Source organism: Clostridium aquiflavi (genome assembly GCF_031344075.1).
Classification (GTDB): Bacteria; Bacillota; Clostridia; order Clostridiales; family Clostridiaceae; genus Clostridium; species Clostridium aquiflavi.
In genome coordinates this window covers 1-18,386 of the sequence record NZ_JAVJAN010000050.1, presented here as the reverse complement: position 1 = coordinate 18,386, position 18,386 = coordinate 1, and the positions used below count along the sequence as shown (strand labels likewise).

Annotated in this window: 13 protein-coding genes; 8 read left to right on the top strand and 5 right to left on the bottom strand. The window is 25.8% G+C overall.

Going from position 1 to position 18,386, the window contains the following annotated elements; translation table 11 throughout:
- Positions 1–102: 102 nt before the first annotated feature.
- Positions 103–4,062, bottom strand: coding sequence for a bifunctional diguanylate cyclase/phosphodiesterase (locus tag RGC78_RS14525; protein ID WP_252225895.1), 3,960 nt, complete (start codon positions 4,060–4,062; stop codon positions 103–105).
- Between the two features lie 430 nt (positions 4,063–4,492).
- On the opposite strand from RGC78_RS14525, the gene RGC78_RS14520 reads away from it, so the two are divergent.
- On the top strand, positions 4,493–5,833 hold the full coding sequence (locus RGC78_RS14520) for a CHAP domain-containing protein (RefSeq protein WP_252213524.1): 1,341 nt from the start codon (positions 4,493–4,495) through the stop codon (positions 5,831–5,833).
- A 78-nt stretch (positions 5,834–5,911) separates the two neighbouring features.
- Here RGC78_RS14520 and RGC78_RS14515 read toward each other — a convergent pair whose 3' ends face one another.
- Positions 5,912–6,160 (bottom strand): hypothetical protein, encoded by a 249-nt coding sequence (locus RGC78_RS14515; protein WP_309556870.1) that lies wholly within the window; start codon positions 6,158–6,160, stop codon positions 5,912–5,914.
- Between the two features lie 151 nt (positions 6,161–6,311).
- Here RGC78_RS14515 and RGC78_RS14510 point away from each other — a divergent pair, with 151 nt between their 5' ends.
- The 3 genes from RGC78_RS14510 to aroD all read left to right on the top strand — a co-directional run bounded on the left by RGC78_RS14510 (position 6,312) and on the right by aroD (position 10,438).
- The gene (locus tag RGC78_RS14510; protein WP_252225892.1) at positions 6,312–8,087 is read left to right on the top strand and encodes a FapA family protein; all 1,776 of its coding nucleotides are present in this window, start codon (positions 6,312–6,314) and stop codon (positions 8,085–8,087) included.
- A 216-nt stretch (positions 8,088–8,303) separates the two neighbouring features.
- Positions 8,304–9,524, top strand: coding sequence for a peptidase T (gene pepT / locus RGC78_RS14505; RefSeq protein WP_252213527.1), 1,221 nt, complete (start codon positions 8,304–8,306; stop codon positions 9,522–9,524).
- A 149-nt stretch (positions 9,525–9,673) separates the two neighbouring features.
- Complete coding sequence (gene aroD / locus RGC78_RS14500) at positions 9,674–10,438, top strand: type I 3-dehydroquinate dehydratase (protein WP_309556869.1); 765 nt, start codon at positions 9,674–9,676, stop codon at positions 10,436–10,438.
- Positions 10,439–10,612: 174 nt separating this feature from the next.
- Here aroD and RGC78_RS14495 read toward each other — a convergent pair whose 3' ends face one another.
- Complete coding sequence (locus tag RGC78_RS14495; RefSeq protein ID WP_252213529.1) at positions 10,613–11,371, bottom strand: DUF3298 and DUF4163 domain-containing protein; 759 nt, start codon at positions 11,369–11,371, stop codon at positions 10,613–10,615.
- Between the two features lie 345 nt (positions 11,372–11,716).
- On the opposite strand from RGC78_RS14495, the gene RGC78_RS14490 reads away from it, so the two are divergent.
- The gene (locus RGC78_RS14490; protein ID WP_252225889.1) at positions 11,717–13,474 is read left to right on the top strand and encodes a helicase-related protein; all 1,758 of its coding nucleotides are present in this window, start codon (positions 11,717–11,719) and stop codon (positions 13,472–13,474) included.
- Between the two features lie 186 nt (positions 13,475–13,660).
- Here the strand turns inward: RGC78_RS14490 and RGC78_RS14485 are convergent, their stop codons facing one another.
- Together RGC78_RS14485 and RGC78_RS14480 are read right to left on the bottom strand one after the other, a co-directional pair.
- Positions 13,661–14,206 (bottom strand): 50S ribosomal protein L25, encoded by a 546-nt coding sequence (locus RGC78_RS14485; RefSeq protein WP_252213530.1) that lies wholly within the window; start codon positions 14,204–14,206, stop codon positions 13,661–13,663.
- 242 nt (positions 14,207–14,448) lie between these two features.
- Positions 14,449–14,997: a 50S ribosomal protein L25 gene (locus RGC78_RS14480; protein ID WP_252213531.1), complete on the bottom strand. Its 549-nt coding sequence runs from the start codon at positions 14,995–14,997 to the stop codon at positions 14,449–14,451.
- A 406-nt stretch (positions 14,998–15,403) separates the two neighbouring features.
- Between RGC78_RS14480 and RGC78_RS14475 the strand changes: the two genes are divergently transcribed.
- The 3 genes from RGC78_RS14475 to RGC78_RS14465 all read left to right on the top strand — a co-directional run bounded on the left by RGC78_RS14475 (position 15,404) and on the right by RGC78_RS14465 (position 18,276).
- Entirely contained in the window at positions 15,404–16,495 is a 1,092-nt protein-coding gene (locus RGC78_RS14475) for a ribose-phosphate pyrophosphokinase (protein WP_252213532.1), read from the top strand.
- Between the two features lie 298 nt (positions 16,496–16,793).
- On the top strand, positions 16,794–17,291 hold the full coding sequence (locus RGC78_RS14470) for an RNA polymerase sigma factor (protein ID WP_252213533.1): 498 nt from the start codon (positions 16,794–16,796) through the stop codon (positions 17,289–17,291).
- Positions 17,275–18,276, top strand: a complete 1,002-nt coding sequence (locus RGC78_RS14465; RefSeq protein ID WP_309556868.1) for a hypothetical protein — start codon at positions 17,275–17,277, stop codon at positions 18,274–18,276. The genes RGC78_RS14470 and RGC78_RS14465 overlap by 17 nt, the downstream gene beginning before the upstream one ends.
- Positions 18,277–18,386: the final 110 nt, after the last annotated feature.

Genomic DNA, 18,386 nt, shown 5'->3' with positions numbered 1-18,386 from the left:
TTTGTAAAAAAAGAGCAAGGTATATTTTTATCCCTTGCTCTTTGTGACAATTTCAATGTCATTTTGTTAACTAAATGACATTGGCTAATTGCCACCTCTTTTTTATCCCCATAATTTTTTTTCAAACATTTTGATAGGCATAGGTTTATCAAAAAGATATCCTTGAGCCATATCACAACCAATCTCAGTTAAAAAATCTGCCTGTTCCTTTGTTTCAATACCTTCCGAAATTACTATTATATTTAAATCTTGAGCCATTTTAACTATATTAGAGATTATTACTTTTTCCTTTGAATTTATAGCTGAATTAGGAAAAAATTCTTTATCTAATTTTAAAACATCAATAGGTAAATCTTTTAAAAGATTTAATGATGAATATCCAGAACCAAAATCATCAATAGAACAAGTAAATCCAAGAGCTTTTAACTTAATAATTGCATTAAGTAAAACTTGAATATTATCAAAAAATATACTTTCAGTTAACTCAAGTTCTATTAGGTTAGTCGGAACGTTATATTTTTCTGTCAATTTTTTTAATCTAGGAATAAAGTCACTATCATTTATATGAGACCTAGACACATTTAAAGAAATAGGTATAACTTTTTTACCTTCTTGTATCCATGAATTCATTTTTTTAAATACCTCTTCATAAACATAAAAATCTAATTCAATTATAAAACCATTCTTTTCAAATAAAGGAATGAATTCATTTGGTGGTATAAGTTTTTTACTTGGGCTCATCCACCTTACCAAAGCTTCAGCTCCAACTATTGTTTGAGTTGGAAGGTCAATTTTAGGTTGCAAATATACTAAAAATTCGTTATTTTCAAGTGAAGAAAACATTAAATTTTCAATTTCTTTCTCTTTGGTAATTTTTAAATGCAATTCATGGTCATACAAAGCATATTTACTTTTATGAGATCCTTTAATTGTTTTTCGTGCAATATTGGCACGATCTATCATTAAAGATAAGTCTGTATCTTCTGAGTTTATTAAATATACACCACATATAACTGGAATTTTTAAATTATTAAAATGTATTTTTTGAACTTCTATGAAATTTTCATTAAAATTCTTAAATCTATTTTTTAAAGATTCTAGATTATCATATTTTAATAATATAATAAAATTATCTGCAGAAGCTCTGCAAATTAATTCTCCAGCAAACAAGAATGAAGAAACAAAGTGTGCAAAATGGACTAAAACTTTATTTCCAATAGCGTATCCAGAAGTTTCATTTATATATTTAAATTTATTAATATCACAATAAATAAGAGCAAACTTAGTATAAGATACATTTGTTAGTAAGTTTTTTGCAAGCACCTCAAATTTAGCTAAAGTGAGAGCACCTGTTAAAGTATCTTTTGAAGTTATTCTATCAATAAAATTAGTTACATTAGAAAAACAAATTAAGTTTGCTTTATTGTCTAATGATAAATTTATTTCAGAAGCAGTAGTACTAATCCAACCTTTTAAAAAACTATTATAAAATTCTATTGTGTTGCTACGAATATCCTTTTTATAGAGGTCAGTAAGAGGGCAGTATTTACAAGGAATATCACTATTACCAATAACTTTATAACATACATCCCCAACTCGAGCATTAGGATATAGATCTTGGGTATTAGGACTAAGATATATAAGCTTATATGAATTTGGTTTTAACATGTAAGTATATAAACTCTGATTTTTAGCAACAGCTTGGGTTAAAAGTTTTTCACTTTCTAAAAGTTCCTTAGTACGCATATTCAAAAGATAAGAACCTATTATTTTAGTTATTGAAGTAAAAGATTCAATTTCAAAGTCTGTCCATACATGGTTTTCATAGCAGATATCAAAGCAAACACATCCTTTAAATTTACCATTATCAAGAATTGGACTTTGAAAAATAGATTTACTTTTAAGTGATGCATATAGCTTACTTAATTTATTAGGTAAATTATATGTATAAATATTTGAACAATTCAAATTACCGTTTTTATAAAAATTAATCAAATAAGTTTTCAAATTATTAAATTCCAAGTTCTGCATGATATACTTTGAAGGCAATATATTATTATCACACCATTCATAAGTGGTTCCAAGCAATGTATCATTATCAGAAGTTTCTAAGATACTTATACGACTTAATTTAAATGAAGTACCTATTTTAGCTAAGATTAAATTTATTGCACTATTAACATCTTTTGTTTCGGACATTATATCAAAAACATAATTACAAAAGTTATTTTCGAATCCATGAATAAATCGTCTATAACTTTCATTTTCAGTATAATAATTAAGTAAATGATCTTCATTTTTATTAGAAGAATTTAATTTAGGATTAAATAGTTCAAACTTATTTTTTCCATTATTTTTTGAACTATAAAGGGCTTTATCAGCTTTTTTAAATAGTTCATCATACGTAGTTCCATGAGTAGGGTATATAGATATACCTATACTACATGAGATTTTAAAATCGTTATTTTCTCCAGTATAAATGTCTTTAAAAACATTACAAAGATCATTTGCTTTTTGAGCTATTAATTCATAGGAACCAATATTTTTTATAAAAATTATAAATTCATCTCCACCAATACGTCCTACAATGTCGGATTCTTTAAAAACCTTTTTTATACTAGATGAAACTTCAGAAAGAACAGAATCACCAAACATATGACCTAAGTTATCATTTACCGCTTTAAAATTATCAATATCAATAATCATAAGTGCATGATATTTTTCTTTAGCAACTGTAGTAATATATTTTTCAATTAGAGACTTAGTAACCACTTTGTTGTAAACTTTAGTAAGTGGATCAAGTTGTGCTTTTAATTTTAAAGCTTCATTTTCTCTTTTTTCTTTATCTATATTTACTATATTTCCAATTGCCTTAATTGGTTTTTTATCATCAAACAATATAGTTGCTTGCACTTTAAACCATGTGTATAAATTATTAATACCATTAATTCTAAGATCTGTTGTAATAAAATCTTTTCCAGATGAAAGGGATTTCATTAGATTTAAGAATTTAGGTATATCTTCTTTATAAATTAGATTACTGTTTATTGTTTCATAAACAAAATTAGGTATATTGTAATCTTTTCCAGTAATATTAGTATATTTAATTGAATAAACCATTTTACAAGTTAGAATATCATAATCAAATAATATATTGTTTGATTGTTCAGCAATTATTTTATAACGTTTTTTTTCTAATTCTAAATCATGTTGTATTTGCTTAGATTCGGTAATATCAACAAGTATACAAAGAAATTCAGGCAAATTTTTATCAGTAATAAATTTATGACCACTTAGTAAAATCCAAATTGTTTCTCCGTTTTTTTTCTGTAATTTTATTTCTACTTTTATACCATTATTAATAGATGTATTATGTAACAAGGGGTCTGTTAATTTAACTAAATCTTCTTTATTAATAATTTTAATAACTTGATTATTCATTAAATCTTTAAATTCTTCACGCGTATATCCTATTAACTTATAAAATCCATCATTTGCATAATTAATTGAAAGAAATTCATCACAAGAAATAGTAGCCACTCCATCATCAATACTATTTGTTATGTGTTCAATTTTTATAGTTTTATCTTCTATAATTTTTTGTAAAAGATTATAACTATATTTCCCCATACTTTCAGGGAAAAATTCATTATGTTTTTGTGTAGTATCTGCAACAGAGTTATGAATATGGCATATTTTAAATTTATCATTAACTAATTTACACAATAAGGTTAATCTGGTGGGAACTTTAATTAATGTTTTATTTTCTAAACTACTTTTGTAAGTTACTTCTCCAAATACTAAAACAACCTTATTAGAAATAACAATAGTGTGATACTGTTCTTCTTCAATTTGAAATTTAAGATTACTAGTTTTCTTTTCAAGCTCAAAAAGTCTTAAAGCATCATCTATGTTAGTACAGATATCTTTAGCACCAGTACCAATCCAAGATATACTACTTTCGTCCATATTTTTCAGGATAATTTCAAAGTTTCGTTCTATAAAGTAAGTGTGTACTATTTTTTTAGCGAATATTTCTGCTTGTTGAACAAGTTTGTCCATAATATAGGCCTCTCTTTCACACAAATAAATCTATATAGTAAATAATAATGCTTTTTTTAATATAAAAAATTAAAATTAAATTAGTCTATAACAACTTATAGTATAGCATATTATAAGTTTTAGGAAAATATTATAATAAAAACACTTTTATGTTAATTTATGACCTTATAAGATGCTTATTTAAGAAATATTATACATTAATGTATATATGAGTTGAATTTAGAAAAGTATTGGGTAAATCAAATAAAAAATAATATAAAACTATTGATGAATATTGTAAAAATAATTAAAATATTATGGAAAGTAACTCAATGTTTGCTACTATATATGATATAATTATTTCTAACATATTAAATTATTAAAATAGTAATATTGTTTTAATACAAATGACAAAAGACATTAATAATTGACTTAAGGGGAGAAAAAATAGGTGAAAAAAAGATATCTAACTAAGATAATACTGACTTCTTTAACAATTACCATGTTATTAAGTTTAAATTCAGTAACTGCATATGCTGCATGGCAAAAAGATTCACAAAATAAGTGGAGCTGGCTTGAAAATGATACTAAAGCAACTGGATGGAAAAATATTGATAATTCTTGGTATCATTTTGATGCCAATGGTATTATGAATACGGGATGGTTAAAAGATAATGATGGAAAATGGTATTACTTATTAACTAGTGGAACATTGCAAGTAGGATGGTTTAAGGATAATGATAATAAGTGGTATCACCTATCTAGAAGTGGGGCTATGGATATAGGATGGCTTAAGGATGAAAATAATAAATGGTATTATCTTTCAAATAGTGGTGTCATGCTTACAGGATGGTTAAAAGATAAAAATGAGAAATGGTATTACTTATCAAATGATGGATCAATGGATACGGGTTGGTTAGAATATAATAGTAATATTTATTATCTTAATTCTAGTGGTGAGATGGTAACTGGAAAATTAACAATTGATGGAGAGATATATATTTTTTCTGAAAGTGGTCAATTAATAAGTAAAGAAATATCTAATTCAATTGAAAGTGATGGGACAAGTACTGATGAAATTAGAAAAGGATATGTTATAACAGAAAGTTCACCATTAAATGTAAGAGAAGAACCATTAGCTTCATCAAATATATTAGGAACTGTACCTAAAAAAAGTAAAGTAAAGGTTATAGGAAATGAAGTAAATGGTTTCTATAAAATTTCATATGATAATTTGACCGGATGGTCAAGTAGTGAATGGATAAAACTTATAAGCGATGAAGATGATATAATAGATGATGATTTAAATGAAGAATTAAACGTAGAGCTTGGCGAAGAAAGAACAGGACCACCGTCTCTAGATAATAAATATTATTATTCAAATAATAATATATTTTATAAAGTAAAACTTTCACCACCATTTTTAAAAGATGATGGAAGTCCTATAGTAGGAAACTGCACATGGTATGCATGGGGACGTATATGGGAACTTACTGGACAAGCACCAATTGATGCAAAATTCCTAGGAAATGGATATGAATGGTGGCAATCTAATCTTGATACGGGTAAATATAAAACGGGAAATAAACCTAGAGTAGGAGCTTTAGCAGTATGGAAACCATCTTTAGCAGGTTCAGGTGGATTTGGTCATGTTGCAGTAATTGAAAAAATAGAAAATAATAAAGTATATATATCAGAATCATCTTGGCATGGATCACTGTTTAAATATAGAGAACTATATAATACACAAGATTTATACGGATATATATATTTAGATGAACCAAATTATTAATAAGAACATAATAAAGTGCTCTAACTATATTTTTAAATTTAGTTAGAGCATTTTATCATATTATTTTTAGGCTATGTTTTAAAATCTTTTTTTGTTAGCTAAGTAGTTTTTATGAATTGCATTAAAGAAAAAATTGGTGATTTTTTCATTAGTTTTATCATCATCATTTACTTTATTTGAGATATTGCTATAATAAGTCTTAGGTTTTTTAAAATTTTCTTTATTTCTTAATGGTATTACTTTTGCTTCACTTCTAATCAGTTTATTACCGTCTTTTATAGTAGTTGATTTTATGTTATTTTTATATTTAATATACATTAATTCCATGCCTACTTAACCTCTCAATATCATAATTTTTACTTATGATTTAATATATGTCGCTTATTTTTAAAATATACATAATAATTCAATGTTATGTTAATTTTTTGATATTATAGTATAATAAGTATATTAAGGTAATTAAGGGGATCAATGAGAAATGGAATTTGGAGCCAAAGTTGTTAATGGGAAAATAATAATAGTAGATAAGGTTGATAAAGAACTAAGTTCTATAGTTAATCAGCCTATAACCATAAAAGTATGTAACAATATAGAATTATATATCAACAAAAAACGTTGTAAGGTAAATAATGTTTATGAAGTTACATCAAATGATGAAATAGAATGTAAACGTGTAAGTACAGAGGAAGTAAGAGAAGCTGTAGTTAATATATCAAAAAATAAAATGAAGGCTTTTATGACAGTAAATTATGCACCTAAAATAGAATATGGTCTTAAAGATAAACAATGTTTTTTAAACTTAGCTTTAACTACTGAAGTAATAAGTGAAAAATATCCAGAGCCTTTTAGTATAATGGAGTTAAAGAATATATTAAAAGAAAAGAGAGTTATATATGGTATAAATGAAGAAGCTTTAAAAATTGTATCAGAAAATAAAGGAAAAGAAATTATTGTTGCTCAAGGGCAAGAGCCTATAACAGATATACCATCTGAAATAAAACCTTTATTTATACAAACTAAAATGTTTTTCCCAGATATTGATTCACAAGAGAAAGTGGATTATAAAAATTTATTTAGAATTTCAAATGTGAAAGCTGGAGATAAAATAGCTGAAATAATTCCAGAAGTTCTTGGAAAAGATGGTATAAATGTATTTGGGCAAATTGTAAAAAAGGACTATATAAGGAATGAACCAATAAAAACATCTAAAGGGTGTAAGATAGAAAATAATGATGTTATAGCATTAATAGATGGGAAAGCACACATATTAAATAGAAGCATTGGAGTTAATCCAGTGTATTCTGTAGAAAGTGTAAATATGGAAACGTGCAATATTGCTTTTTATGGTGATATTGAAGTTTATAATAGCGTTGATGATCACATGAGTGTTAATGCTGGTGGTGCCTTAGATGTAAGCCATAATGTAAATACATCTAATGTAGTTACAGGAGGGGAGATTACGATTTTAGGAAGTGCAATTAGCTCTAAGATTTTATGTGGTCAAATTGATATGCAAAAAAAAGATTATTCGCAGTTATTAAACTTATATAAGAAAAATATTTCATCAATAATTAGTATTATGAAACAAGCAAATTTAGAAAATATGAAAATGGATTTTAGAACAACACTAAACTTAGTAATAGATACTAAGTTTAAAGACTTTAAAAAGATATCTTTAGATATAGTATCAACTAATATAAAAAATAAAATAAGATATAACAAACTAGTGGATCTAATTAGAGATAAGGTTCTTATGAATGGTATGCTTGATTTACATTCTATGAGACAATTAAATAATTTTAATAATATATTAGATAATGAATTAGAATACTATAATAAAAATATTATAGTGCCTTTAGATGTAAAATTGAATTATTGTCAAGATTGCTATATAAAATCCACAGGAAATATTATAATAAATGGTAATGGAGAATATACTTCTTATTTAAATGCTATGAAAGATATAATATTTGCTAAACCTAATTCAGTTGCTAGGGGTGGATTGTTAGACGCACAAGGCAATATAAGTGCAGGAATTGTAGGAAGTAGTGCTTGTGTAGCTACAGCTTTAAAAGTTCCTAAGTCTGGACGAATAAGTGCTACAATTGCTTATCCAAATACAAAGTTTTGCTTTGGAAATTCTACATTAATATTAGAAGAAAAACTTGAAAATATTAATGTGTATTATGATGAACATTTTAGGAGTATTGAAATTTCTAAATCAGCATATAGTAAAGTTGAAAAATATAGTTAAATTAAGATTATATATTAATCTTATTTAGAGTAAAATATTGAAGAAAAGTAATATTTAGATGATAATAATTATATAAAGCAAAATGAAAATACAATAATTATTCCGCCATTGCATTTGGAAAGAGTGCATGGCTAAAAAAATCGACAGTTCTAAAGTCGCCTTGGCGATTTTGTTCTATAATGTTATAACTATATTATTAAGAGAGAAGGTAATTAAATGAAAGCTTATGAACGTTTATTAAACTATGCCAAGGTGTATACTACATCAGATGAAAATTCATTAACACATCCAACAACCAAGAGACAATTTGATTTAGCTAATTTACTTGTAGAAGAAATGAAGGCACTTGGTATTGAGAATGTTAGATGTGATGAGAATTGTTATGTTTACGGATTTATTCCAGCAACTAAAGGTTATGAAGACAAAAAGAGTATAGGACTTATAGCTCATATAGATACAGCACCAGCTGCATGTGGAGAAAATGTAAAACCACAAATAATTGAAAATTATGATGGAGGAGATATTATATTAAAAGGAAATAATAGCGTATTATCTCCCAAAAGATTTCCACATCTAAAAACTTTAAAAGGAAGAACTGTCATTACAACTGATGGAACAACACTTCTTGGAGCAGATGATAAAGCTGGTATTGCTGAAATACTTACTGCATGTGAAATTATAATGAATGACAATATACCTCATGGAAAGATCTGTGTAGGTTTTACACCGGATGAAGAAGTGGGTCAAGGTGCCGATCTTTTTGATGTTAAGAATTTTGGAGCAGATTTTGCTTACACAATTGATGGTGGAATAGAAGGCGAAATAGCGTATGAAAATTTTAATGCAGTAGGTGCAAAAATAGAAATAAGTGGAGTATCTGTTCATCCAGGAAGTGCTAAAAACACTATGATAAATGCTTTAAATGTAGCAATAGAATTTAATTCTATGTTACCGGCTTGTGAAAGACCTGAATACACAGAAGGGTATGAAGGATTTTATTATTTAGAAAAATTAAGTGGAAACACAGATAATGCTAGTATGGAATATATATTACGTGATCATGATGCAGAAAAAATTCAAGTTAAAAAGTCTATGATGAAATTAGTTGAAAAACTTCTTAATGAAAAGTATGGAGAAGGAACAGTTAAAGTAACATTAAAGGAGCAGTATAGAAATATGGTTGAACTAGTAAAACCTTGTTTCCATTTAATAGATAATGCAATAGAAGCTATGAAAGACTTAAATGTTACTCCAATTGTTGAACCAATTAGAGGTGGAACAGACGGTGCAAGATTAAGTTATATGGGACTTCCATGCCCCAACTTAGGAACTGGTGGATTTGCATATCATGGTGAATTTGAACATATAACAGTTGAAGGCATGGATATTTGTACAAATATAATAATAGAAATATTAAAAAGATACGCCGAGGAATAATTAAATTTTATTCTCTGGTTATGTTTAAATGAATGTTGATATATGCGTAAGCAAAGGTAGATGGAGTAATTAGAAGAACAAGGTGGCGTAGCTACTTTGTTCTTAATATGATACTTTAGAATAAAAGATAGGCATGGAGGAAATTGGGGATGGCAAAGGTTGTTGAAGTTAAGGGCATAAAAATAGGTCATGGTATACCTAAGATATGTGTTCCTATTATAGGCATAACAAGTAAAGAAATATTAGAAGAATCAAGAAGTTTAAAAGATTTAAATTTAGATATAGTTGAATGGCGTGTTGATTTTTATGAGTATGTTGATAATATAGAAAAAGTAAAAGATACTCTTTTAAAATTGACGAAAGCTTTAAATGGTATACCAATTCTTTTTACGTTTAGAAGTAAAAAAGAAGGAGGAGAAAAAGAAATTGCTATTGAATATTACATAAAATTAATTCATGAAATAATAAAAACTAAATTAGTAGATCTAGTTGATGTTGAATTATTTACAGGTAATGATTTTGTAAAAGAAATAGTAGAAGTTGCACATAATAATGAAGTTAAGGTTGTTATGTCAAATCATGATTTTTTAAAAACTCCATGTAAAGAAGAGATTGTATCTAGATTAGTTAAGATGATAGAATTAAATGCTGATTTACCTAAAATAGCAGTTATGCCTCAGGATAAAAATGATGTTTTAACTTTACTTTGTGCTACAAATGAAATTAAGCAAAAATATCCTGATAATGCAATAATAACTATGTCTATGAATGGCATTGGAGTTATAAGCAGATTAACTGGAGAAATTTTTGGATCTTGTTTAACTTTTGGTGCTTCAAAAAAAGCATCAGCTCCTGGTCAAATAGGAGTTCAAGAATTACATTCTGTACTTCAATTATTGCATAAAAGTATATAATTTAAAGGGAGCTGTTACTAGAACTGCTCCCTTTTGATATATAGAAAATTGTAGAATTTTAATATATATTTCTTATAAGGTCTATAGATTTCCAGAGCATGAACTTTCAATTTTTATTTGTAAAATGCTAACTAAAGCTTAGTGAAGTTACTTAATTTATTGTTTAAATTTTTTCTAATGATTTATAGAATTATGGTATAAATAGTTTTCACCAAATAAACTTAAAGAAATTTTGAATTCTGGCATTCCACAGCAGTAAGGTGCAATTTCATATTGTTGATAATATATTATAAGATTATCTCCATCAATATAAAAATTTACATCATCATTGATTCCTTCAAAATTTATTGCAGATTCAAAATAATTTTCGGGATTAGTAGCAATTTGTTTTGATATTGAATCATTTATTATTTTTTTATAATCATATCCATTAGTAAACAAATTATTTAAAGACACTAAATCCTTTGTATTTTTATCAATTGTATATGAACTTCTTAATGTATTTCCATGAGCTCCTCCAGAATATCTATAGATATCCATATATAAGCTTATTAAAGAATCAGATTGGTTAGTTAGTTTATAATCTATATTTACTTCATATGGAAAAGCTACAAATTCTTTCCCAAACATATCAAAATCCTCTTTACTGTAAGCTCTCATTTCACTTAAAAGTAAATCAATATCATTATTAATTTTTTTGTTTAAAATGTTGATTTTTTCATTATTATCTTCAGCTTTAAAGTTAAATAATTTAATATTTTCTTTTAAGTATGCTGAGTCATTAGCTATAGTATTTTCTACTACTTGTATTTTTGAAGTATCATTAATAATAGTAGCAGCATTTGCCTTTTGTCCATAACCTAAAAATATACTGGTAGTCATTATTAGTGCCAAGCTAGCTAATATTATTTTACGTATATAATTTCTTTTCATAGTATCGTCTCCTTACTGTTTTTTATTTCTTTAATACTATATTAATTCAAAATTTACCAAACTTTGTTACAAATGACTTACAAAAGAATTTCAAATAGTTTGCTTTTATAATGATAAAGTTAATAAATCAAATGATATTTTGTATATGTATAAGTAAAGATGAATGGAGTAATAGTATTAACGAAAGAAAACATTTAATTGTGATATAATAAAAATAAGTTATGTTTTAAGTAAATTTTAGTACAAATCTAAATTAGAAATATGGGTTTCAAGTTAATAGTTTAATTAAAAAATTTTAAAAACACAGGGTAGATAAATTCTTGAGTATATTTTGGAGGTTTTTTAATGAAGAAAAATGCAGCGCAAAGAGAATTTAAGAAGTATAAAAGTCAAATAAATCAAATAGAGGAGATAGTAGAGCATTCAAAACCAGGAGCACTTATAGAACATGAAAGTTCAATAAGAAAAAAGTTAAGACATCTTAAGGAATTTGAGAATCAAGGGTTAAAGGGTTTCAATGAAGTATATGAAAAATATGAGGAGCTCTTAGAATATGTTTCTAAGAGAATGCTTGATTATTATAATAATAAAAATAATACAGATTTTGATTTTCATCAAGTTGTACGTGGAAATTATAACAACTTTTTAAATCAAGGTTTAATGACAGTATTAACTAAAATGCATATACCAAAATTAATAGCAAAAGAATTTGAAGAAAAATTTCCAACTAATCCAAAAGATGAATATATTCATACTAGATATATGAAAAGAAAATTTTATATTCATTTAGGTGATACTAATACTGGTAAAACTTATAATGCAATAGAACGCCTTAAAACTGCAAAGAATGGAGTTTATTTATCTCCACTTAGAATTCTTGCGTTAGAAAACTTTGAAAAGCTTAACAAAGAGGGCATAGTTTGTGACTTATTAACTGGAGAAGAAGAAATAATAAAGGTTGGAGCTACTCATGCTTCATGTACAATAGAAAAGGTTAATTTAAAAGAACATTATGATATAGCTGTAATTGATGAAATTCAAATGATTAGTGACACTCATAGGGGAATGGCATGGAGCAAATCTGTGCTTGGATTGCAATGTGATGAAATACATATATGTGGAGCAGCTAATGCGAAATATATATTAGAGAAAATGATAAATGATTGTAATGATGAATATGAAATAAAAGAGTATAAAAGATCTATTCCACTTGAAGTTGAGTATAAGAACTTTAACTATAATGACGTTAAAGATGGAGATGCTATTGTAGTTTTTTCTAAAAAGAGAGTATTAGAGATAGCAGAAGATTATTCAAGAGAAGGAATAAAAGCCAGTGTGATATATGGTGATTTACCACCAGAGGTTAGAAGAATGCAATATGAACAATTTGTAAATAAAGAGACAAGGGTTCTTGTAACTACTGATGCTATAGGAATGGGAGTTAATTTACCTATAAGAAGAATAATTTTTTTAAGTATAAGAAAATTTGATGGAGAAGAAGTAAGAGAATTAACTTCACAAGAAGTAAAACAAGTTGGTGGGAGAGCTGGAAGAATTGGTATTTATGATGTAGGATATATTGCAGGAGTAGGCGGTACAGCGGATTTTATTAAATCTAAATTAGAAGTTGAGGATAATATTATAAGAAAAGCTGTAATTGGTCCATCAGATGCAATACTTCAAATACAAAGCTTACCATTAAATGAAAAGTTAGCTCTTTGGAGTACTAGAGAAGAAAAATTAGATTATTATACTAAAATGGATATTAGTGAGTATATTTTAATTTTGGATAAAATAAAGAAATATAAATTAAAAGAAGAGGATGAATGGGATTTATTAAAAGTACCTTTTGATGTATCAAGAGATGAATTAATGGAGACGTTCTTAAATTATGTAGATGAATTATTTATTAACAAACAAGATGAATTATTCATTCCAGAATGCTACACAGGAAATTTAGATGACTTAGAAATATATTATCAAAAGATAAACATGTATTATTCATTTTCTAAAATATTTAATTTAAAGTTTGATGCTAAATGGGTTTATGATGAAAGAATGAAAATAAGTGAAGCTATAAATGAAATATTAGTAAAAATGTAAAATGAAGTTGTTTAAATACACTGTTAAAACCATAGCCTAAATTTAAAAGAAGATAATTCAAATAACGAATTATCTTCTTTTTAAAATAATTAATTAATTTTATTCTATAAAATAAGTAAGATACATATCTCTAGTGAAATATGTATTAATTGTTTTAACATAATATATTATTTTTTAGTGAAAAGATTAAAGGCAAGGATTTACAACAGCTAATAATGTCTTAGGATCAGTTGTTACCAATATGTCTTCTGGTACACTAATATCTTCAACAAATAGTTTATCCTCACAATTCATCTTAGCTACATTAACTTCAAGAAATTCAGGTATTTTTTCAACATTTCCTTGGAAGTCTATAAAAGGAGTAAATGTTTCTAATACTAATCTTTTGGTTTCTAAATTTTCTTGGCCAATATATTTGATTGGAATTCTCATTTTAATTTTTTCATTTGGTTTTACATATTGAAAACTTACATGCAAAATTTCTCTAGGGTTAAGTTTTTGTATCTCCTTAACTACACAATTTAACTTTTTATCATCTAAATTTAGAGTTATAATAGAACCACTATTATTATTTCTTATCATCCTATGAAGTTCAGCATTGCACATTTTTATAGAAATTGATTCTTCTAAGAATTCACCAAAAATTACTCCTGGAATTAGACCAGTTTTTCTAAGTTTATTTTTATTTTCTTTTGTATTTCTTTCGTATACCTTAAATGCTATATTTGGCATAATAATAACCTCTTTTCTAATTTTTATAATTTAAATAGTAGTTTTTATTAAGCTCACAAAAGATACGTTAAGGTGCATAAATCCATACAAAAATGAATTTGAACGCATAAGTAACTACATCAAGAGCTTAACATTAAAGCTCCACATATGCATCATCCTCCTTTTGTTTAGTAGTTCAAGTATAATAAATATATACTTTAAAGTCAAATATAGGAAATGAAAAGAGGCAATATAAATAGGAATTATTCAATAAAAGGAGTTATAACAGCTAATAATGTTTTAGGATCAGTCATTACTAACACATCATCTGGTACATTGATATCCTCAACAAATAATTTATCTTCACAATTCATTTTTGATACGTTAACTTCAAGGAATTCAGGAATTTTTTCAACATCTCCTTGGAAATCTATAAAAGGAGTAAATGTTTCCAACAACAATCTTTTTGTTTCTAAATTTTCTTGTCCAACATATTTAATAGGTATTCTCATCTTAATTTTTTCATTTGGTTTTACAGATTGAAAGCTAACATGCAAAATTTTGCTAGGACTAAGTTTTTGAATTTCTTTAACTACACAATTAATTTTTTTATCATTTAAATTTAAAGTTATAATAGAACCACTATTGTTATTTGTTATCATCTTATTAAATTCACCAGTAGGCATTTTTACAGGAATTGATTCTTTTAAGAATTCACCAAAGATTACACCTGGAATTAATCCTGTTCTTCTAAGACCCTTTTTATTTTCTTTTACACTTCTTTCATATACCTTAAATGATAGATTTGACATAATAAATCCCTCTTTTCTAATTTTTATAATTTATACATATCTTTTATTAAGCTCACAAAAAATAAGTTAAGCTAAAATAAAAGATATACAAAATAAATTTGAATGCATATTAATTACTATAGAGTTTAGTTAAATTCTATATATAAATGAATCTCTTTATTATTTAATATTTCAAATGTTGGGAAAATATACATTTAAATTAAAAAGAGTGAGATTAGATAGGAAGAAATAAAATATTTCTAATGATGTATATTATGCAGATTAATAAATATATAGTATAATAGATATATAATATTTTACTAAAATTATGATAACATATTTATATAAATGCATTTTTAGTATATACTGTTAATAGGTAATATATTTAAAAATAAAAGATAAATTATAAATAAAGGGAGAGAAACTAATGACTGAATTAAATCATGAACTTGGAATAATAGCATTAGAAAGCTGTAAAGAGTTAGGTAAGGCCATAGATGACTTTATAAGAACTACTAGAAAAGAAGAAGAGTCATTCTTAATACCAATTAATGAAATAAGATTTTCTAATGGTGAAGGAAAGGTTAAGATTTCTGAAACAGTGAGGGGAAAAGATATTTACATATTATGTGACGTTGGAAATTATAGTTGTACATATAAAATGTTTGGTTTCAAAAATCATAAAGGTCCTGATGAACATTTCCAAGACATAAAAAGAACAGTTTCAGCTATTAGAGGAAAAGCTGCTAGAATTACTGTAATAATGCCACTTCTTTATGAATCAAGACAACACAGACGTAAAGGTAGAGAATCTTTAGATTGTGCTTTAGCACTTCAAGAACTTGAAAGATTAGGTGTAGATGAAATACTTACATTTGATGTTCATGACCCTAATATTCAAAATGCTATTCCATTATTATCTTTTGAAAATATTTATCCAACTTATGATATAGTAAAATCAATTATATTAAATGAAAAATCATTAGAGCTTGATAAAGAAAGATTACTAGTAATAAGTCCGGATACTGGAGCAATGGATAGAGCTATTTACTATTCAAGTGTTTTAGGGGTTGATGTTGGATTATTCTATAAGAGAAGAGACCATACAACTATAGTCAATGGAAAAAATCCTATAGTACAACATGAATATATGGGAAGAGATGTTACTGGAAAAGATGTTTTAATTGTTGATGATATGATAGCATCTGGTGAATCTGTTCTTGATATTGCAAAAGAATTAAAAAGCAGAGGCGCTAGAAATGTATATGTAGCTGCCACATTTGCATTCTTTACTGAAGGTCTTAATAAGTTCAATAAAGCTTATGAAGAAGGATTGATAAAGAGAATTTACTCTACTAATTTAACGTATATACCACAATCATTAAAAGATGCTGAGTGGTTTACAAGTGCTGATATGTCAGAATTTGTATCTAGAGTGATAAACAGATTAAACCATGGAAAATCAATTGCTAAATATATGGATGCAACAAGAATAATACATACTTTATTAAATGAATAATATTTAAGGTATTAAACGGAATTTTATTTAATTAAAAATAAGCTATATTATTGTTTTTTCAATAATATAGCTTATTTTAGTATAATAAAGTATATTACATTAATATTAAAGTAAGAATTTTTAATTATTATCTTAATACTTTTAGAAAAGTAATTGGGTAGTATAGCTTGGATATTAAATTAATAATAAGAAAAAATATAGTATTAAAGATAATTATAGATAAATAAAAGAAAATTTCATATTAATGCAACATTTTATGTTACTTAATTGTTTTATAAGTGAAGGGGGAAGCTACCTTATGGGTAATTCACTATATATAGATGAACATATCTCACGAGATTTAGACAAATATGGGGATATGATATTAAGACTTGGATATTCATATATGAAAAATATACATGATGCTGAAGATGTATTACAAGAAGTTTTACTTAAACTAATTCAAGGTACAAATGAATTTGAAAATGAAGATCATAAAAAAGCATGGCTTATATGTGTGAGTAGAAATATTTGTAAAAATAAATTGAAATCTTCTTGGTTTAAAAAAAGAGAAGAGTTTCAAGAGCTTCCATACTATGATACTTATTTAAATCATGATGTTTTTGAGGCTGTTATGAAGTTACCTGCTAAATATAGAGAGGTTATACATTTATTTTATTATGAAGATTATTCTACAATTCAAATTTCAAATTTAATTAATAAAAAGGAATCTACAGTACGGTCATTATTGCATAGAGCCAGAAACATACTAAAAGACAAATTAAAGGAGGAATATGATTTTGAGCAAGAACTATAAAAAGACTATGGATAAAATTACTGTAGATGATGAAATGAAAAAAAGAATATTAAATAATATAGATTCTATAAATCAAGAAAATACAAAAGGCAAATTCAAAAAGAGAAGTTATAGAAGTTTAGGAACTTTAGCAGCAGCAGCGTGCTTTAGTATTATTGTATTTTCAGTTAATGTAAAAATGAGTTTAAATGATAAAATGAAAATGTCATTAAATGACAAAAAAGAAATATCATTTAATCAGATAAAAGATAACAGTAATGAAAGCTCAAATGTAAATGGCATAGACGCAGATACATATGAAGATAATGAAAAGAAATTAGAGTTAGAGGATGAAACTTCATTAGAAAAAACTAAAGATAATTATAATAAAAATTCAGTAAGCAATAACTCAATAAGTAATAATGTGTCAAATAATAATGCAACTAATAAAAGTTCAAATAACACCAAAGAAGAAATTCCTAAAGAAAAAAACATTGAACAAAAAATAGAAACTAATATAAAAGAAAATTCTTTAAATAATTCAGAACCAATAATGCAAGCAGCATATGATAATAATTACACTGATAGTAATAAAATTAAATCAGTTGAGAATTATGAAAACTTAAATAGAAATTTTAAAAATTTAGATGAATTAAATTCAAACATAGATTTTTCTATCAAAACACCTCAAGAAGTTATAGAAAATAAAGATATAAAAAATATAAACCTTAAAGAAAATAATAATATATTAATAAGTTATGAAAATAGTAATGTGAAATTAGATCTTGAAGTGAAGAAAGAGCTTTCTAAAGAAGATAATACTTCTAATTTTAAATATGAAATAGAAAAGAGTTTAAATATAAATGATAAAATTGTTTCATTAAAAGGAAATGATGATGTTATTAACGCTGCAAAATGGAATGACAATGATTTGTCATATTCTATAAATTCAGATAAGGGAATAAGTGAAGAAAACACTATAAAAATTATTGAAAGTGTAAAATAAATATTTATTAAAATATATACTAAACAAGTGTTGATATATGCATAAGCAAAGTGGACTGAGTAATTGAACTTAGGAATGCTAAAATGAGTATAGTCCCATTTTAGCTTGCT

Coding starts and splice junctions, on each gene's coding strand:
- pepT (WP_252213527.1), top strand. CDS start 8,304: ATGAAAGCTTATGAACGTTTATTAAACTATGCCAAGGTGTATACTACA.
- RGC78_RS14490 (WP_252225889.1), top strand. CDS start 11,717: ATGAAGAAAAATGCAGCGCAAAGAGAATTTAAGAAGTATAAAAGTCAA.
- RGC78_RS14470 (WP_252213533.1), top strand. CDS start 16,794: ATGGGTAATTCACTATATATAGATGAACATATCTCACGAGATTTAGAC.
- RGC78_RS14495 (WP_252213529.1), bottom strand. CDS start 11,371: ATGAAAAGAAATTATATACGTAAAATAATATTAGCTAGCTTGGCACTA.
- RGC78_RS14480 (WP_252213531.1), bottom strand. CDS start 14,997: ATGTCAAATCTATCATTTAAGGTATATGAAAGAAGTGTAAAAGAAAAT.
- RGC78_RS14475 (WP_252213532.1), top strand. CDS start 15,404: ATGACTGAATTAAATCATGAACTTGGAATAATAGCATTAGAAAGCTGT.
- RGC78_RS14485 (WP_252213530.1), bottom strand. CDS start 14,206: ATGCCAAATATAGCATTTAAGGTATACGAAAGAAATACAAAAGAAAAT.
- RGC78_RS14510 (WP_252225892.1), top strand. CDS start 6,312: ATGGAATTTGGAGCCAAAGTTGTTAATGGGAAAATAATAATAGTAGAT.
- RGC78_RS14515 (WP_309556870.1), bottom strand. CDS start 6,160: ATGGAATTAATGTATATTAAATATAAAAATAACATAAAATCAACTACT.
- RGC78_RS14525 (WP_252225895.1), bottom strand. CDS start 4,062: ATGGACAAACTTGTTCAACAAGCAGAAATATTCGCTAAAAAAATAGTA.
- aroD (WP_309556869.1), top strand. CDS start 9,674: ATGGCAAAGGTTGTTGAAGTTAAGGGCATAAAAATAGGTCATGGTATA.